The sequence below is a fragment of the Streptomyces sp. ERV7 genome (assembly GCF_001653515.1).
In the GTDB taxonomy this organism is placed as follows: Bacteria; Actinomycetota; Actinomycetes; order Streptomycetales; family Streptomycetaceae; genus Streptomyces.
On record NZ_LYOY01000029.1, the window covers coordinates 1162951 to 1177544 of the forward strand.

Consider the following 14594-nt stretch of genomic DNA (forward strand, 5'->3'; position numbering starts at 1 on the left):
AACGACACACACGCAACCTGACCCTTGCGTGCGGGGGGATGACTCATGACGTCGACGCCGACCGGCGCCCGGCACCACGATGACCCGTCCCAGACCACTCAGCTCCGGCTCCCGCCGCATCTGCGGCCCGGAGCCCGGCAGCGGCTGAAGAAGTCGCTGCCGCGCTACGACTACGAGCACTACAGCAGACTGGCCGGCCCGCTCACCCAGCCGGACCCGGCGAAGCCGTACCGCGTGCGCTACCGGTCGCTCCTCTCGCAGGAGCCGCACCGGATACGCGCGGCCCTGCTGCTCGGCGCGGCCCCGCTGGTCTCGCTCGGCCTGTTCGCCTGGCTGATGCAGCCCGGGCACTGGACCAAGCGCGACCACGCCTCGCAGTCCCTGCTGGTCCTGGACATCGTCATGCTGGTCTCGATCGGCCTGATCGAGCTCTTCCGGACGATGAACGTGCTGTCCAACGCGCACGCCACGCTGGTCGCCCGCGACCCGATCCCCGTGGTGCCCGAGACCGGCACCAAGGTCGCCTTCCTCACCTCCTTCGTGCCCGGCAAGGAGCCGCTGGAGATGGTGACCAAGACCCTGGAGGCCGCGGTCCGCATCCGCCACCGCGGACTGATGCACGTCTGGCTGCTCGACGAGGGCGACGACCCGGCGGTCAAGGAGGTGTGCGCGCGCCTGGGCGTGCACCACTTCTCCCGCAAGGGCGTCGCGCGCTGGAACCAGGCCAAGGGCCCGCACCGCGCCAAGACCAAGCACGGCAACTACAACGCCTGGCTGGAGGCGCACGGCGGCGACTACGACTTCTTCGCCTCGGTCGACACCGACCACGTGCCGCTGCCCAACTACCTGGAGCGGATGCTCGGCTACTTCCGCGACCCGGACGTCGGCTTCGTCATCGGCCCGCAGGTCTACGGCAACTACGACACCTTCGTCACCAAGGCCGCCGAGTCCCAGCAGTTCCTCTTCCACGCGCTGATCCAGCGGGCCGGCAACAGGTACGGCGCGCCCATGTTCGTCGGCACCAGCAACGCCGTGCGCATCAGCGCGCTGAAGCAGATCGGCGGGCTGTACGACTCGATCACCGAGGACATGGCGACCGGCTTCGAGATGCACCGCGCCACCAACCCGGCCACGGGCGAGAAGTGGCGCTCGGTCTACACCCCGGACGTGCTGGCCGTCGGCGAGGGCCCGAGCGCCTGGACCGACTTCTTCACCCAGCAGCTGCGCTGGTCCAGAGGCACGTACGAGACGATCCTCAAGCAGTACTGGAAGGGCTTCGGCACCCTGCCGACCGGCAAGCTCTTCAACTACACGATGATGGTCCAGAGGCACGTACGAGACGATCCTCAAGCAGTACTGGAAGGGCTTCGGCACCCTGCCGACCGGCAAGCTCTTCAACTACACGATGATGATCATCTTCTACCCGATGTCGGCCCTCAACTGGATCCTGGCGGCGCTCAGCTGCGCCCTGTTCCTGGGCCTGGGCGCCTCGGGTGTGCAGATCGACCCCGTCATCTGGATGATGCTGTACGGCAACGCCTCGGCCCTCCAGATCGGGCTCTACATCTGGAACCGGCGCCACAACGTCTCGCCGCACGAGCCGGAGGGCTCCGGCGGGATCGCCGGCATGGTGATGTCGGCGCTCTCCGCGCCCATCTACGCCCGCTCGCTGATGGACGCCGTACTGCGCCGCAAGAGCTCCTTCGTGGTGACGCCCAAGGGCGACTCGTCCAGCCCGGACACCCTCTTCGGCACCTTCCGCATCCACCTCTTCTTCATCGCCCTGTTCGGCGGCTCGCTCGTCTCCTCGTTCTTCAACGGCCAAAGCCACCCGGCGATGATCACCTGGGCGACCCTGGCCATGCTGATCACGGCCGCGCCGATCATCGGCTGGCGGTGGACCGTACGGGCGGAGAAGAAGAAGCGGGGCAAGCGCAGGCGGTCGGGACCGCCGTCCGCCCCGGCCGGCCCGCACCAGCAGGAGCGCCCCCAGTGGACACCCGGGGCGCCGCAGCCGGGCGTCCAGCAGAGCGGCGCCCAGCCTGCGGGCACCCCGCAGAGCGGCGCACCGCAGAGCAGCGCCCCGCAGACCGGTGAGAGCACCGACCCGCCCGCCGACCAGACCGTGCAGATCGCCCTTGGGGGACGTAAGCAATGAGATTCCGTCCGACCCGCCGTACCCGACGCTGGGCGATCGGTACGGCGGTGGTCCTCGCGCTCGCGGGCGCCAACGGGCCCTGGCTGTACCGGTTCTCCTCGGACCAGTACCACGACTACAAGATCAACCAGCCCGGGTACAAGGCGGACAACGGCCACTGGGACATGGTCGCCATGCCCAAGGAGTTCCGGCTCAACACGATCCACGCGGCGCTGCTGCACACCGGCAAGGTCCTGCTGGTCGCGGGCTCCGGCAACAACTCCAAGAACTTCGACGCCAAGAAGTTCGACACGGTGCTGTGGGACCCGGAGAAGAACACCTTCAAGAAGGTCCCCACGCCCAACGACCTGTTCTGCACCGGCCACACCCAGCTGGCCGACGGCAAGCTGCTGATCGCGGGCGGCACCAAGCGGTACGAGAAGCTCCAGGGCGATGTCACCAAGGCCGGCGGCCTGATGATCGTCCACAACGAGGACCCGGACAAGCCGGTCACGCTGCCCGCGGGCACCCGGTTCACCGGCAAGTCCAACGCCAAGACGTTCGTCTCCAAGGACCCCGTCCTCGTCCAGCGCGCCAAGAAGGTCTTCGACAAGAAGACCGGGAAGTTCCTGCGCACGGAGGCCGGGCTCGGGCGGATCTATGTGGAGGCCGAGGAGTCCGGCACCGAGCACGAGACCGGCACCGAGGACAACTACCGCATCCAGGGCCTCAAGGGCTCCGACACCCGCAACATCTACGGCATCGCGCAGAAGCTCGCCCTGGACAAGAAGGACTTCCAGGGGATCAGGGACGCCTACGAGTTCGACCCGGTGGCGGAGCGGTACATCACCGTCGACCCGATGAACGAGGCGCGCTGGTACCCGACGCTGACGACGCTGGCCGACGGCAAGGTCCTCGCGCTCTCGGGGCTCGACGACATCGGGCAGCTGGTGCCGGGCAAGAACGAGGTGTACGACCCGAAGACGAAGAAGTGGACGTACACCAAGGGGGTCATGCAGTTCCCGACCTATCCGGCGGTGTTCCTGCTGCAGAACGGCAAGCTGTTCTACTCGGGCTCCAACGCGGGGTACGGGCCGGACAACGTCGGCCGTGACCCGGGCATCTGGGACGTCCGCAGCAACAGGTTCACGAAGATCCCCGGGCTGAGCGACCCGCTGGAGATGGAGACGTCCGGGACGGTGCTGATGCCGCCGGCGCAGGACGAGAAGTACATGGTGATCGGCGGTGGCGGGGTCGGCGAGTCGGCCAAGTCGTCCAAGAGGACCCGGATCGTGGACCTCAAGGACCCCAACCCGTCCTTCAAGGACGGCCCTTCGCTCTCGGACGGCACGCGCTACCCGCAGACCTCGGTGCTGCCCGACGACACCATGCTGATCAGCGGCGGCTCCAAGGACTACCGGGGCCGGGGCGGCTCCAACCTCCACCAGGCGCGGATCTACGACGCGAAGACGGGCACGATGCGGCGGGTGGCGGATCCGGAGGTCGGCCGCAACTACCACTCGGGCTCGATCCTGCTGCCCGACGGGCGCGTCGTGACCTTCGGCGGGGACTCGCTCTTCGCCGACAAGGACGACACGAAGCCGGGTGTCTTCGAGCAGCGGATCGAGATCTACACGCCGCCGTACCTGTACAAGGGCAAGGGCGAGCGGCCCGATCTCGGGGAGGGCCCCAAGTCCCTCGCGCGGGGCGGGAGCGGGGTCTTCAAGTCGAAGGACGCGGCGGCGGTGAAGACGGCCCGGCTGATCCGGCCGAGCGCGACGACGCACGTCACGGACATCGACCAGCGGTCGATCGCGCTGGACGTCGCGAAGACGCCGGACGGCGTCCGGGTCACGGTCCCCAAGAACCGGAACCTGGTGCCGCCGGGGTGGTACATGCTGTTCGTGACGGACGGGGAGGGAGTGCCGTCGAAGGGGGTGTGGGTGGAGGTGCCGTAACCGGCACCTCCGGCGGGGGCTACCGGGTGTTGCGCGACAGGGCGAGCGCGTAGTCCGCCCACCACTCCCCCGCCTTCGGGCCCCCCTTGCAGTCCCCGTCCGATTCCCCGGGCCGCTTGACCCAGACGTACGCGTCCACCGCCGCGTCCCCCGTCCGCGTCGTCGGGCGCTCGCCCAGGGCGCGGCCGGGGGGGTTGCACCAGGTCTCCTTGGGGTCGCCGCCCGTGTAGGGGCCGTTCCCGTTGCGGCTCGTGTCGATGACGAAGTGCTTGCCCGACAGCTTCGCGGACAGCTGGTGGCCGAAGTCGCGGCTGGCCGCCGTCGTCTGGAAGTTGGAGACGTTGACGGCGAAGCCGTCGGCCGCCTCCACGCCCGCCCGGCCCCACAGCCACAGGCCGAGCAGCAGGACCGCCCACGCCACCCCGGTCAGCAGCCGCCCGGTGCCGGACGTGTGCTCGGAGGACATCGCCCCGGTCGTCTCAGTCGGTGCGGCGCCGGCGCCGCGCGCTGCGGCCCGCCACCGCGACCGCCGCCACGGCCGCCAGGGCCAGGCCGATCACCGCGTGCCGGGTGCCCGGGCCCTGTTCGGTGGCCTGCTGGTCCGCGAGCCGCGCGGTACCGCCGCCGCCCGCGTGGACGGGGGCGTGCGGGGTGGCGTGGTGCTCGGGGTGGTGGCCGTCCGGGTGGTGGTCACCGCCGTGCACGACGGTGACGCGGCCGGAGGCCTGGCCCGAGCTGTCCTTGCAGTTCACCCAGATGTCGTAGCCGCGCGCCTGGGCGTCCGAGCGGATCCGGGCGTGCGCGAAGAGGCCCCCGTCCGCCGCCGGCGCGAACTGCGCCTGCGAGACGAAGGCCTCCGAGGTCCCGACGGCCTGCCGGCCGCCGCACACGCTGACCCGCAGGTCCACCTCACCGCCCGGGGCGATCGTGGACGGCGTCACCGTCAGTGAGCCGTGCGGATCGGACTCCGCCGTGGCGGCGGACACGGGCATCAGAGCGGTGGCGGCCGCCACGGCCGCACAGAGCGTGACCTGTCGAAAGCGCATCGTGAACCTCCTGTACCGAAGATTCACGCGCCCCGGGCCGTTCCGCATCCCGGACGCGCCCGAACGGCTCAGCGTCGCGGTCGGTCAGATCAGCTTGACCAGGTCGGCGATCGAGTCGACGGTCTTGGAGGGCCGGAACGGGAAGTTCTCCACGTCCTCCGGCCGGGTCAGGCCCGTGAGCACCAGGAACGTCTGCATCCCGGCTTCGAGCCCCGCCAGGACATCCGTGTCCATCCGGTCGCCGATCATCGCGCTGGTCTCCGAGTGCGCCCCGATCGCGTTCAGCCCGGTCCGCATCATCAGCGGGTTGGGCTTGCCCGCGAAGTACGGCTTCTTGCCGGTCGCCTTGGTGATCAGCGCGGCCACCGCGCCGGTCGCGGGCAGCGGGCCCTCGGTGGACGGCCCGGTCTCGTCCGGGTTGGTGCAGATGAACCGCGCCCCGCCGTTGATCAGGCGGATCGCCTTGGTGAGCGCCTCGAAGCTGTACGTCCGGGTCTCGCCCAGGACCACGTAGTCCGGCTCGTGGTCGGTCAGGACGTAGCCGATGTCGTGCAGCGCGGTGGTGAGCCCCGCCTCCCCGATCACATACGCCGTGCCGCCGGGCCGCTGGTCGTCCAGGAACTTGGCGGTGGCGAGCGCGGAGGTCCAGATGTTCTCGACCGGCACGTGCAGGCCCATGCGGGACAGCCGGGCCTGGAGGTCGCGGGGGGTGTAGATGGAGTTGTTGGTGAGGACCAGGAAGGGCTTGCCCGACTCCTTGAGTCCGGTGAGGAAGGCGTCCGCACCCGGGATCGGCGTGCCCTCGTGGATGAGGACCCCGTCCATGTCGGTGAGCCAGGATTCGATCGGCTTGCGCTCGGCCATGGGGCGGACTCTCCTGCGGTGTGCGATGGGCTCCCCCGCTCCTTGGGAGCCCGGGGGAGGACTGGGCGGTGCCGGGGTGCACCGCGCTGTGCCGTGCCGACACCGCCCAGCCTAGTCAGGAAGTGGCGAGTTTCACCTGGTCGATCACCCAGTACCAGTTGTTGCCGCCGGTGTAGCGGAAGCGCACCTGGGCGGTGGTGGCCCCGGCGGGCACGTTCAGGGTGAGCGACTCCGCCTTGGCCACGGTGTCCGAGGTGTACGTCTTCACCGTCACCGGCGCCGCGCCGTCGTAGGAGACGAGCACCTCGCCCTTCTGCGGGCTCTCCTGGACGTAGTGCGTCACGTACGAGAGCGTGGCGGGGGCGCCGCCGCTCACCGGCCAGGCGGGGCTGACCAGGGTGGAGTCGAAGGTGCCGGTGAAGGCCTTGTCCTGCCACTCGTCGCCGTCGGCCACCGCGAAGACGTTCCGGGCCCGGACGTTGGACTCGCGCTGCTGGTCGCGCTGGGCCTTGGTCCAGAACTCGTCCGTGGTGAACGTCCAGCCGCGCCACTCGGTGACCCCGCCGGTGCCCATCCTGGAGTTGTCGACGGACCAGCCGGCGGGCGGGGTGTGGGTGAAGCCGATGACACCGGCGCCGATGCCGCTCTCGTCGACCGGGGTCTGGAGCCGGGGGCGCAGGGAGTCGAAGTCGTCCGGCGAGGGCTGCTGGATCGGGCGGCCGTCCAGGCCCCACGCCGGGTCGACGGCGATGCCGAGGTGGGCGAGCGCGGAGGCGGCGACGTCGGGCATCCGGACGTCGTGGCGGACCGAACCGGGTGTGGTGGTACCGCCGTTGGCGATCAGGAACGTCTGGCGCTCCTGCCAGGTGGAGCCACCGTGGCCGCCCGCGTCGGTGTGCCCGTGGTCGGCGGTCACCAGCACCAGCCAGTCCTCGTCGGCGTACGTGGCCCGGGAGGCGAGCGCGTCGACCAGCCGGCCCACCTGGGTGTCCACACCGTGGATCGCGTCGAGGTACTGCCGGCTGGCGGCGCCATAGGTGTGCCCGGCGTGGTCGACGTTGTCGAGCTGGACGAACACGGCGTCGGGACCGGGGGCGCTGCCCAGCCGCGCCACGGCCCGGTCGGTGGTGCCCGTGTCGTACTCGGCGCTCGGCGTGGAGACGCGGGTGTCGACCTTCGAGGAGAAGATCGTGTCGGTGATCGGCGCCCACGAGGAGACCGCGTACGTGGACAGCGAGGGCTTCGCCGTCTCGACGCGGGTGAGGAAGTCCGGGTACTGGGCGAAGCGCTGGCCGGTGAACGCGTTGTCCTTGACGTTGTGCTTGTCCGGCCAGACACCGGTGATGATCGTCGACCAGCCGGGGCCGGACATGGTCGGCGCGAAGGGGTTGGCGTACAGCGGGCTCGCGGCCGTGAGGCCGCCCGCCATCAGGGACTTGAGGCGGGGCGCGTCGGCGTCCTTGACACGGGTGAGCAGGGTGCCGTCCAGGCCGATCACCAGCACCTTGGGGGTGCGGGCCGCGGCGCGGGCGAGGGAGGCGCGGGCGAGGGAGGCGAGGGGCCCGGCGGCGGCCGCGAGGGCGGCGGCGCCGGCGAGCAGGGAGCGGCGGGAGATTCCTGACGTGGTCACGTGGTCCTCCGGGGACGGAGAGGGGGCGCGGGCAGACCGACGCCCCTGGCGGTGCAGGGGCGTCGGGTTGGTGCGGCGAGCGGCGGTGACGGGTCAGCTGCCGGTGGCGGACTTCCAGGCGTCCACGTACGACGGCAGGTTGGTGCTGATGTCGAGCCAGTTCGGCTCGAAGACCTCCACGCCCTGCATCAGCTGGGCGAGGGCGGTCGCGTTGGGGTCGGTGGCCTTGACGTCGGTACGGGCCGCGAAGCCGCCGCCGATGGCGCTGACCTGCTGCTGTGCCTGCTCGGTCAGCATGAAGTCGAGCAGCTTCTTGCCGTTGGTGGTGTGCGGGGCCTTGTCGACGAGGCCGGCGGCGTAGGGCAGCGCGAAGGTGGTGGGCTTGCCGGGGCCGGTCGCGGGGAACCAGATGCCGAGGTGGGGCATGGTCTTGGCCTGGGCGTAGTTCATCTGCACATCGCCGTTGGCGACGAGGAGTTCGCCCTTGTCCACCTTGGGGGCGAGCTTGCCGGTGGAGGCGGACGGGCCGACGTTGTTGGCCTGGAGCTTCTTCAGGTACTCCATGGCGGCCTCCTTGCCGCCGAAGTCGTGCATCGCCTTGATGACGACGGCGGTGCCGTCTCCGGCGACGCCCGGGGTGGAGTACTGGAGCTTGTTCTTGTACGTGCCGTCCAGGAGCTCCTCCCACGTCTTGGGGGCGGCCTTGAGCTCCTTCTTGTTGTAGACGAAGCCGAAGTAGTTGTTGACGACGGCCGTCCACTTGCCCTTGGCGTTCTTCTGCGCGTCCGCCACCTTGTCCGCGCCGGCCGGGGTGTAGGGCTGGAGCAGGCCCTTGGTGTCGGCCTGCTGGATGAACGGCGGCAGCGTGACCAGCACGTCGGCCTGGGTGTTGGACTTCTCGCGGACGGCGCGCTGCACCATCTCGCCCGAGCCGCCCTCGACGTACTTGACCTTGATGCCGGTCTTCGCCTCGAAGTCCTTGAAGACCTTGTCGTACCAGCCGTCGCCCTTCTCGCCCTTCAGGCCGTCGGCGCTGTAGACCGTGACGACCTTCTCGTCGGACTTGGAGTCGGCGGAGGAGGAGCCGCCGCAGGCGGAGAGGGTGGCGGCGAGGGCGAGGCTGCCCGCGGTGGCGGCGAGCGGGGTGAGGAGGCTTCTGCGCATGACGTTTCGAACTCCTGTTATCTGAAGCTGGCTTTGGTGCGGATACGGGAGACGGCGAGCAGCACGAGCAGGGTCGTGCCCATGAGGACCACGGCGACGGCCGCGCCGGTGAAGAGCGAGCCGCGGTCGGTGGCGGCGAAGATCTGCACCGGCAGGGGTGTCCAGTCCGGCGGGTAGAGCATCATCGTGGCGCTCAACTCGCCCATGGACAGGGCGAAGCAGAGCCCGGCGGCCGCGTTCAGGGACGGCAGGAGCAGCGGCAGACGGACGCGCCACAGCACGTACGAGGGACGGGCGCCCAGGCTCGCGGCGGCCTGCTCGTACATCGGGTCCAGACGCAGGATGGCGGCGGAAACCGACTGGTAGGCGAACGCCGTGACAAGAACGGTGTGCGCGAGGATCACGATCCAGCGCGTCCCGTTGAGCAGGAACGGCGGCTTGGAGAACGCGACGAGCACGGCGAGTCCGACGACCACCGAGGGGACGGCGACGGGCAGCACGAACAGCGCGTCCATGGCCCGCTTGCCGCGTCTGCCCAGCGAGGCGGCGGCGAGCGCGGCCCAGGCCCCCACGGTGAGGGCGAGCACGCTGGCCGTGAGCGCGGTGACCAGGCTGGTGGTGAGGGCCTGGAGGGAGTCTCCGGTGGTGGCGGCGTCGTAGTGGCCGGTGGTGAAGCCGGACGGGAGGGCGCCGGACCAGTTGGTCGCGAAGGAGGCGGCGACCACGACGAGGAGCGGAAGGGCGAACAGGGGCAGGAAGAGGACGAAGAAGACGGTCCAGGTGGCCCAGCGGCCGCCGCGGCTATGCACCAGCACGTCGGCTCACCACCCGGTAGAGGCCGTACAGGCCCACGGAGATCGCGATGTTGACGACGGCGACGACACAGGCGGCCGGGTAGTCGGACTCCAGGATCGCCTTGCTGTAGACGAGCATGGGGAGGGTGGTGACCCCTTTCGCGCCGGTGAAGAGCACGATGCCGAATTCGTTGAGGCACATCACCAGGACGAGCGACCCGCCGGCCGCGAGCGCGGGCAGCGCCTCGGGCAGCACGACCTGGCGCACGATCCGGGCGGGCCGGGCGCCCAACGAGGAGGCGACCTCCAGCTGCGCGGTGTCGAGCTGGGAGAACGCGGCGAGCAGCGGACGCATCACGAAGGGCGTGAAGTACGTGATCTCCGCGAGGAGGACGCCCCAGGGCGTGGTGAGGAACTGGAACGGCCCCGTGTGCGCCCCGGTGACGTCCGTCCACAGCCCGTTGGCCATGCCGACGGTGCCGTAGATGAAGAGCAGGGCGAGCGTGATGAGGAAGGACGGGAAGGAGAGGAACACATCGATGAACCGGGCGACGGCCTTCCCGCCGGGGAACGGTACGAAGGCGATGACCAGGGCGAGGACGAAGCCCAGCACCAGGCAGCCCACGGTCGACCCGGCGGCCAGCCACACCGTGGTCCAGAGCGCGTCGCGGAACGCGTGGGACGCGAAGACGTCGGTGTACGGGGCGAGGGACATCCCGTCGGCGCCGTCGGGGGTCAGCGACTGCTTGACGACGAGGCCGAGGGGATAGAGGAAGACCAGGGCGAGGGCGAGGACCGGGGGAAGGGCCCAGGCCCACGTGGGGAGTGTCCGTCCGGACCCGGTCTCCGCTCCGGGTGCTCCGCCCGGCGGGTGGCTGTTCGGCTGCGGACCGTAGGTGGCCGGTCGCGCCCGCGCGGCGGAGCCGCTGATGTCACTGCCCCGCGCCCCTGAAGGGGTCCGCAGCTCAGCCACCACCGGTCACCCCCGCCGCCAGCAGCACCGCGTCCTCGGACGCGAAGTGGAGCGTGACCTCGTCGCCCAGGGCCGGGGTGGTGCGCAGTTCGCGGACGTCCGCCTTGACGGCGTGGCCGGCCACGTCCACGTACAGCCGGTGCGTCGAGCCGCGCCACTGGACCTCGGAGATCCGCCCGCGCAGGGCGTTGGGGCCGTCGCCGAGGCCGACGAGGTGCGGCCGTACGCACAGCGTGGCCGACGCGCCCACCGCGGCCTCGTCCGTGGCGACCGCGAGGCTCGTGCCGCCGAAGGACACGTACCCCGAACCGACCTGCACGGGCAGCAGGTTGGCGTTGCCCACGAAGGACGCGGTGAACTCCGTACGCGGGCGCCGGTAGAGGTCCCGCGGGGTGCCGCAGTCCCGCAGCCGGGCCCGGTCCATCACCGCGATCCGGTCCGCGAGGGTCAGCGCCTCGACCTGGTCGTGGGTGACGTAGAGGATGGAGACCTCCGGCAACTCGCGGTGCAGCCGGGCGAGTTCGGTGAGCATGCCGGAGCGCAGCTGGGCGTCGAGCGCGGAGAGCGGCTCGTCCAGGAGCAGCACGCCCGGCCGGATGGCCAGCGCCCGCGCGATCGCGACGCGCTGCTGCTGGCCGCCGGAGAGCTCGCGCGGATGGCGCCGCGCGTACGCCGCCATCCCGGTCATCTCCAGCGCCTCGGCGACCCGGCCGGGGATCTCGGCCCTGGGCGCCTTCTGGGCGCGCAGCCCGAAGGCGACGTTGTCGGCGACCCGCAGGTGCGGGAAGAGGGCGTACTGCTGGACGACCATCCCGATCCCGCGCCGGTGCGGCGGCAGCGCGGTGACGTCCCGGCCGCCGATGAACACCCGCCCGGAGGCGGGCGTCACGAACCCGGCGACGGCCCGCAGCGCGGTGGTCTTGCCGGATCCGGACGGGCCGAGCAGCGCCATGACCTCGCCGGGCTCGACCGTGAGGTCCAGCGAGTCGAGGACGACGTTGCCGCCGTACGCGACGCTCACCCCGTCGAAGCGGATGCCGGTCACGACGCTTCCGCCCGCGCCAGCACGTCCGGCAGCTCCGCCACCGAGCCGAGCACGTCGGTGGGCGTGGTGAGGAACTGGAACGGCCCCGTGTGCGCCCCGGTGACGTCCGTCCACAGCCCGTTGGCCATGCCGACGGTGCCGTAGATGAAGAGCAGGGCGAGCGTGATGAGGAAGGACGGGAAGGAGAGGAACACATCGATGAACCGGGCGACGGCCTTCCCGCCGGGGAACGGTACGAAGGCGATGACCAGGGCGAGGACGAAGCCCAGCACCAGGCAGCCCACGGTCGACCCGGCGGCCAGCCACACCGTGGTCCAGAGCGCGTCGCGGAACGCGTGGGACGCGAAGACGTCGGTGTACGGGGCGAGGGACATCCCGTCGGCGCCGTCGGGGGTCAGCGACTGCTTGACGACGAGGCCGAGGGGATAGAGGAAGACCAGGGCGAGGGCGAGGACCGGGGGAAGGGCCCAGGCCCACGTGGGGAGTGTCCGTCCGGACCCGGTCTCCGCTCCGGGTGCTCCGCCCGGCGGGTGGCTGTTCGGCTGCGGACCGTAGGTGGCCGGTCGCGCCCGCGCGGCGGAGCCGCTGATGTCACTGCCCCGCGCCCCTGAAGGGGTCCGCAGCTCAGCCACCACCGGTCACCCCCGCCGCCAGCAGCACCGCGTCCTCGGACGCGAAGTGGAGCGTGACCTCGTCGCCCAGGGCCGGGGTGGTGCGCAGTTCGCGGACGTCCGCCTTGACGGCGTGGCCGGCCACGTCCACGTACAGCCGGTGCGTCGAGCCGCGCCACTGGACCTCGGAGATCCGCCCGCGCAGGGCGTTGGGGCCGTCGCCGAGGCCGACGAGGTGCGGCCGTACGCACAGCGTGGCCGACGCGCCCACCGCGGCCTCGTCCGTGGCGACCGCGAGGCTCGTGCCGCCGAAGGACACGTACCCCGAACCGACCTGCACGGGCAGCAGGTTGGCGTTGCCCACGAAGGACGCGGTGAACTCCGTACGCGGGCGCCGGTAGAGGTCCCGCGGGGTGCCGCAGTCCCGCAGCCGGGCCCGGTCCATCACCGCGATCCGGTCCGCGAGGGTCAGCGCCTCGACCTGGTCGTGGGTGACGTAGAGGATGGAGACCTCCGGCAACTCGCGGTGCAGCCGGGCGAGTTCGGTGAGCATGCCGGAGCGCAGCTGGGCGTCGAGCGCGGAGAGCGGCTCGTCCAGGAGCAGCACGCCCGGCCGGATGGCCAGCGCCCGCGCGATCGCGACGCGCTGCTGCTGGCCGCCGGAGAGCTCGCGCGGATGGCGCCGCGCGTACGCCGCCATCCCGGTCATCTCCAGCGCCTCGGCGACCCGGCCGGGGATCTCGGCCCTGGGCGCCTTCTGGGCGCGCAGCCCGAAGGCGACGTTGTCGGCGACCCGCAGGTGCGGGAAGAGGGCGTACTGCTGGACGACCATCCCGATCCCGCGCCGGTGCGGCGGCAGCGCGGTGACGTCCCGGCCGCCGATGAACACCCGCCCGGAGGCGGGCGTCACGAACCCGGCGACGGCCCGCAGCGCGGTGGTCTTGCCGGATCCGGACGGGCCGAGCAGCGCCATGACCTCGCCGGGCTCGACCGTGAGGTCCAGCGAGTCGAGGACGACGTTGCCGCCGTACGCGACGCTCACCCCGTCGAAGCGGATGCCGGTCACGACGCTTCCGCCCGCGCCAGCACGTCCGGCAGCTCCGCCACCGAGCCGAGCACGTCGGTGGCGCCCGCCTCGCGCAGCGCGTCCTTGCCGTGGGCGCCGGTCAGCACCCCCGCGACCCGGTATCCGCACGCGCGCACCATAAGGGCTGCCCCGTCAACTCACCAGGGCCGGAACACCCCTCCGCTTGGACCCCGCACAGCAGTACGGTGTCCCTCATGCGCCCCGACACGCCTGCCGATCACACCGATCACACCGCCGAAGCCGAGCGTCTGCTGCGCACCGCAGCGCAGTACCCCGAGGACCACGAACCACTGCTCCTGCAGGCCGCGGCCCACCTGGAGCTGGCCGGCGACCGCGAGCGGGCCACGGCGCTCTACGACCGTCTGCTGGCCGCCGAGCCCGAGCACCCGGCCCTGATCAAGGCCTTCAAGGCGGCGAACCTCTGGGAGTACGGGCACGAGGCGGAGGCGCGGGCGATCATCGAGGGCATCCGCGGCTCGGCGCCCCGGGACCCGGCCCCGTGGGAGATCGTGGCGGAGACGCTGGAGACGCACGACGAGCTGGACGCGGCGCACGCGACCCTGACGACGGCGCTCACGCTCCTGCTCCCCGCCGACGACCCGACGGCGGACATCCCGTACCCCACCCAGTCCCTGCTGACGGCCCGCCACCGCGTACGCCGTCTGCTCGCCCTGGACCACGACTCCTGGGACGAGCTGGCGGACCGCCTGCACCGCGCCGAGATCACCCTGGACGAACTCCACGACCCCAAGCGCCTGTGGTCCCTGGGCTCGGACGACCCGGCGGAACTGAAGGCGGAACTGGCGCGCCTGCGCACGGAGTTGGGCACGTACCGCGCCGCCCTCTCCCGCCCGTTCCCGGTGGCGGTCCTGCACTGGCCGGCCCCCGAACTGGACGAACTCCTCACGGCCTACCCCTCCTTGGCAACGGAGTACCCCACCCACGACGCCCACCTCCTGGACATCGAGGCGTCCCTGCGCGAACTGTCGGCGACGGGCACGGCGAACCTGGGCATCGTCACAGGCACGGTCCCGTCCTACGAGGCCTTCGCAGCCTCCGAATCCTCCTCCCCGTCCAACGCGGACCTCCTCCCCCAGTACGCCACGACCCTGGCGGCCCGGGGGCGAGCTGTGGCTTGGCCGCCTCGGCGGGGGGAGGCTTGTTGGTGTGGGTCGGGGGTGGCTTATTCGGAGTGCCATGGGGCTACGTGACAGCCGCCGTCGGGGATGTCAGTGGCCTTTGTTACAGCTGAGTCGCAACGGAATCGAATGACCCAGCGACCCAG

At 71.1% G+C, this 14594-nt stretch carries 10 protein-coding genes and 4 pseudogenes; 3 read left to right on the forward strand and 11 right to left on the reverse strand.

Features of this window, described 5'->3' with window-relative positions:
- Positions 1-45 precede the first annotated feature (45 nt).
- Both A8W25_RS11605 and A8W25_RS11610 read left to right on the forward strand, forming a co-directional pair.
- Positions 46-2158, forward strand: a pseudogene (locus tag A8W25_RS11605) (glycosyltransferase family 2 protein).
- Positions 2155-4095, forward strand: a complete 1941-nt coding sequence (locus A8W25_RS11610; protein WP_067159402.1) for a kelch motif-containing protein — start codon at positions 2155-2157, stop codon at positions 4093-4095. Before A8W25_RS11605 ends, A8W25_RS11610 begins: the two are co-directional and overlap by 4 nt.
- A 19-nt stretch (positions 4096-4114) precedes the next feature.
- Here A8W25_RS11610 and A8W25_RS11615 read toward each other — a convergent pair.
- The 11 genes and pseudogenes from A8W25_RS11615 to A8W25_RS33370 form a co-directional block, all read right to left on the reverse strand.
- Positions 4115-4474 (reverse strand): annotated as a pseudogene (locus A8W25_RS11615) (glycoside hydrolase family 6 protein); the annotation flags it as partial.
- Positions 4475-4574: 100 nt separating this feature from the next.
- On the reverse strand, positions 4575-5141 hold the full coding sequence (locus A8W25_RS11620; RefSeq protein WP_067159405.1) for a hypothetical protein: 567 nt from the start codon (positions 5139-5141) through the stop codon (positions 4575-4577).
- 84 nt (positions 5142-5225) lie between these two features.
- Complete coding sequence (locus A8W25_RS11625) at positions 5226-6005, reverse strand: HAD-IIA family hydrolase (protein WP_067159408.1); 780 nt, start codon at positions 6003-6005, stop codon at positions 5226-5228.
- A 115-nt stretch (positions 6006-6120) separates the two neighbouring features.
- Complete coding sequence (locus A8W25_RS11630; protein WP_067159411.1) at positions 6121-7635, reverse strand: alkaline phosphatase family protein; 1515 nt, start codon at positions 7633-7635, stop codon at positions 6121-6123.
- 93 nt (positions 7636-7728) lie between these two features.
- Positions 7729-8799 carry a 2-aminoethylphosphonate ABC transporter substrate-binding protein gene (locus tag A8W25_RS11635; protein ID WP_067159414.1) on the reverse strand — a complete coding sequence of 357 codons (1071 nt, stop codon included), beginning with the start codon at positions 8797-8799 and terminating at the stop codon, positions 7729-7731.
- 17 nt (positions 8800-8816) lie between these two features.
- Positions 8817-9614 (reverse strand): ABC transporter permease, encoded by a 798-nt coding sequence (locus A8W25_RS11640; protein ID WP_067159417.1) that lies wholly within the window; start codon positions 9612-9614, stop codon positions 8817-8819.
- A complete protein-coding gene (locus A8W25_RS11645) occupies positions 9601-10524 on the reverse strand; it encodes a 2-aminoethylphosphonate ABC transporter permease subunit (protein WP_067161061.1) in 924 nt (307 codons plus the stop codon). Before A8W25_RS11645 ends, A8W25_RS11640 begins: the two co-directional genes overlap by 14 nt.
- A gap of 34 nt (positions 10525-10558) precedes the next feature.
- Complete coding sequence (locus tag A8W25_RS11650) at positions 10559-11611, reverse strand: ABC transporter ATP-binding protein (RefSeq protein ID WP_067159420.1); 1053 nt, start codon at positions 11609-11611, stop codon at positions 10559-10561.
- A gap of 47 nt (positions 11612-11658) precedes the next feature.
- Positions 11659-12201 (reverse strand): annotated as a pseudogene (locus tag A8W25_RS11655) (2-aminoethylphosphonate ABC transporter permease subunit); the annotation flags it as partial.
- A gap of 34 nt (positions 12202-12235) precedes the next feature.
- Positions 12236-13288 (reverse strand): ABC transporter ATP-binding protein, encoded by a 1053-nt coding sequence (locus A8W25_RS11660; protein WP_067159420.1) that lies wholly within the window; start codon positions 13286-13288, stop codon positions 12236-12238.
- Positions 13285-13407, reverse strand: a pseudogene (locus tag A8W25_RS33370) (haloacid dehalogenase); the annotation flags it as partial. The pseudogene A8W25_RS33370 and the gene A8W25_RS11660, both read right to left, overlap by 4 nt.
- A 96-nt stretch (positions 13408-13503) precedes the next feature.
- On the opposite strand from A8W25_RS33370, the gene A8W25_RS11665 reads away from it, so the two are divergent.
- Positions 13504-14520 carry an SEC-C domain-containing protein gene (locus A8W25_RS11665; protein ID WP_067159424.1) on the forward strand — a complete coding sequence of 339 codons (1017 nt, stop codon included), beginning with the start codon at positions 13504-13506 and terminating at the stop codon, positions 14518-14520.
- Positions 14521-14594 lie beyond the last annotated feature (74 nt).

What these genes read in the sequence shown, in the direction of transcription:
- A8W25_RS11610 (WP_067159402.1), top strand. Translation starts at nt 2,155, where the DNA reads ATGAGATTCCGTCCGACCCGCCGTACCCGACGCTGGGCGATCGGTACG.
- A8W25_RS11620 (WP_067159405.1), bottom strand. Translation starts at nt 5,141, where the DNA reads ATGCGCTTTCGACAGGTCACGCTCTGTGCGGCCGTGGCGGCCGCCACC.
- A8W25_RS11625 (WP_067159408.1), bottom strand. Translation starts at nt 6,005, where the DNA reads ATGGCCGAGCGCAAGCCGATCGAATCCTGGCTCACCGACATGGACGGG.
- A8W25_RS11635 (WP_067159414.1), bottom strand. Translation starts at nt 8,799, where the DNA reads ATGCGCAGAAGCCTCCTCACCCCGCTCGCCGCCACCGCGGGCAGCCTC.
- A8W25_RS11665 (WP_067159424.1), top strand. Translation starts at nt 13,504, where the DNA reads ATGCGCCCCGACACGCCTGCCGATCACACCGATCACACCGCCGAAGCC.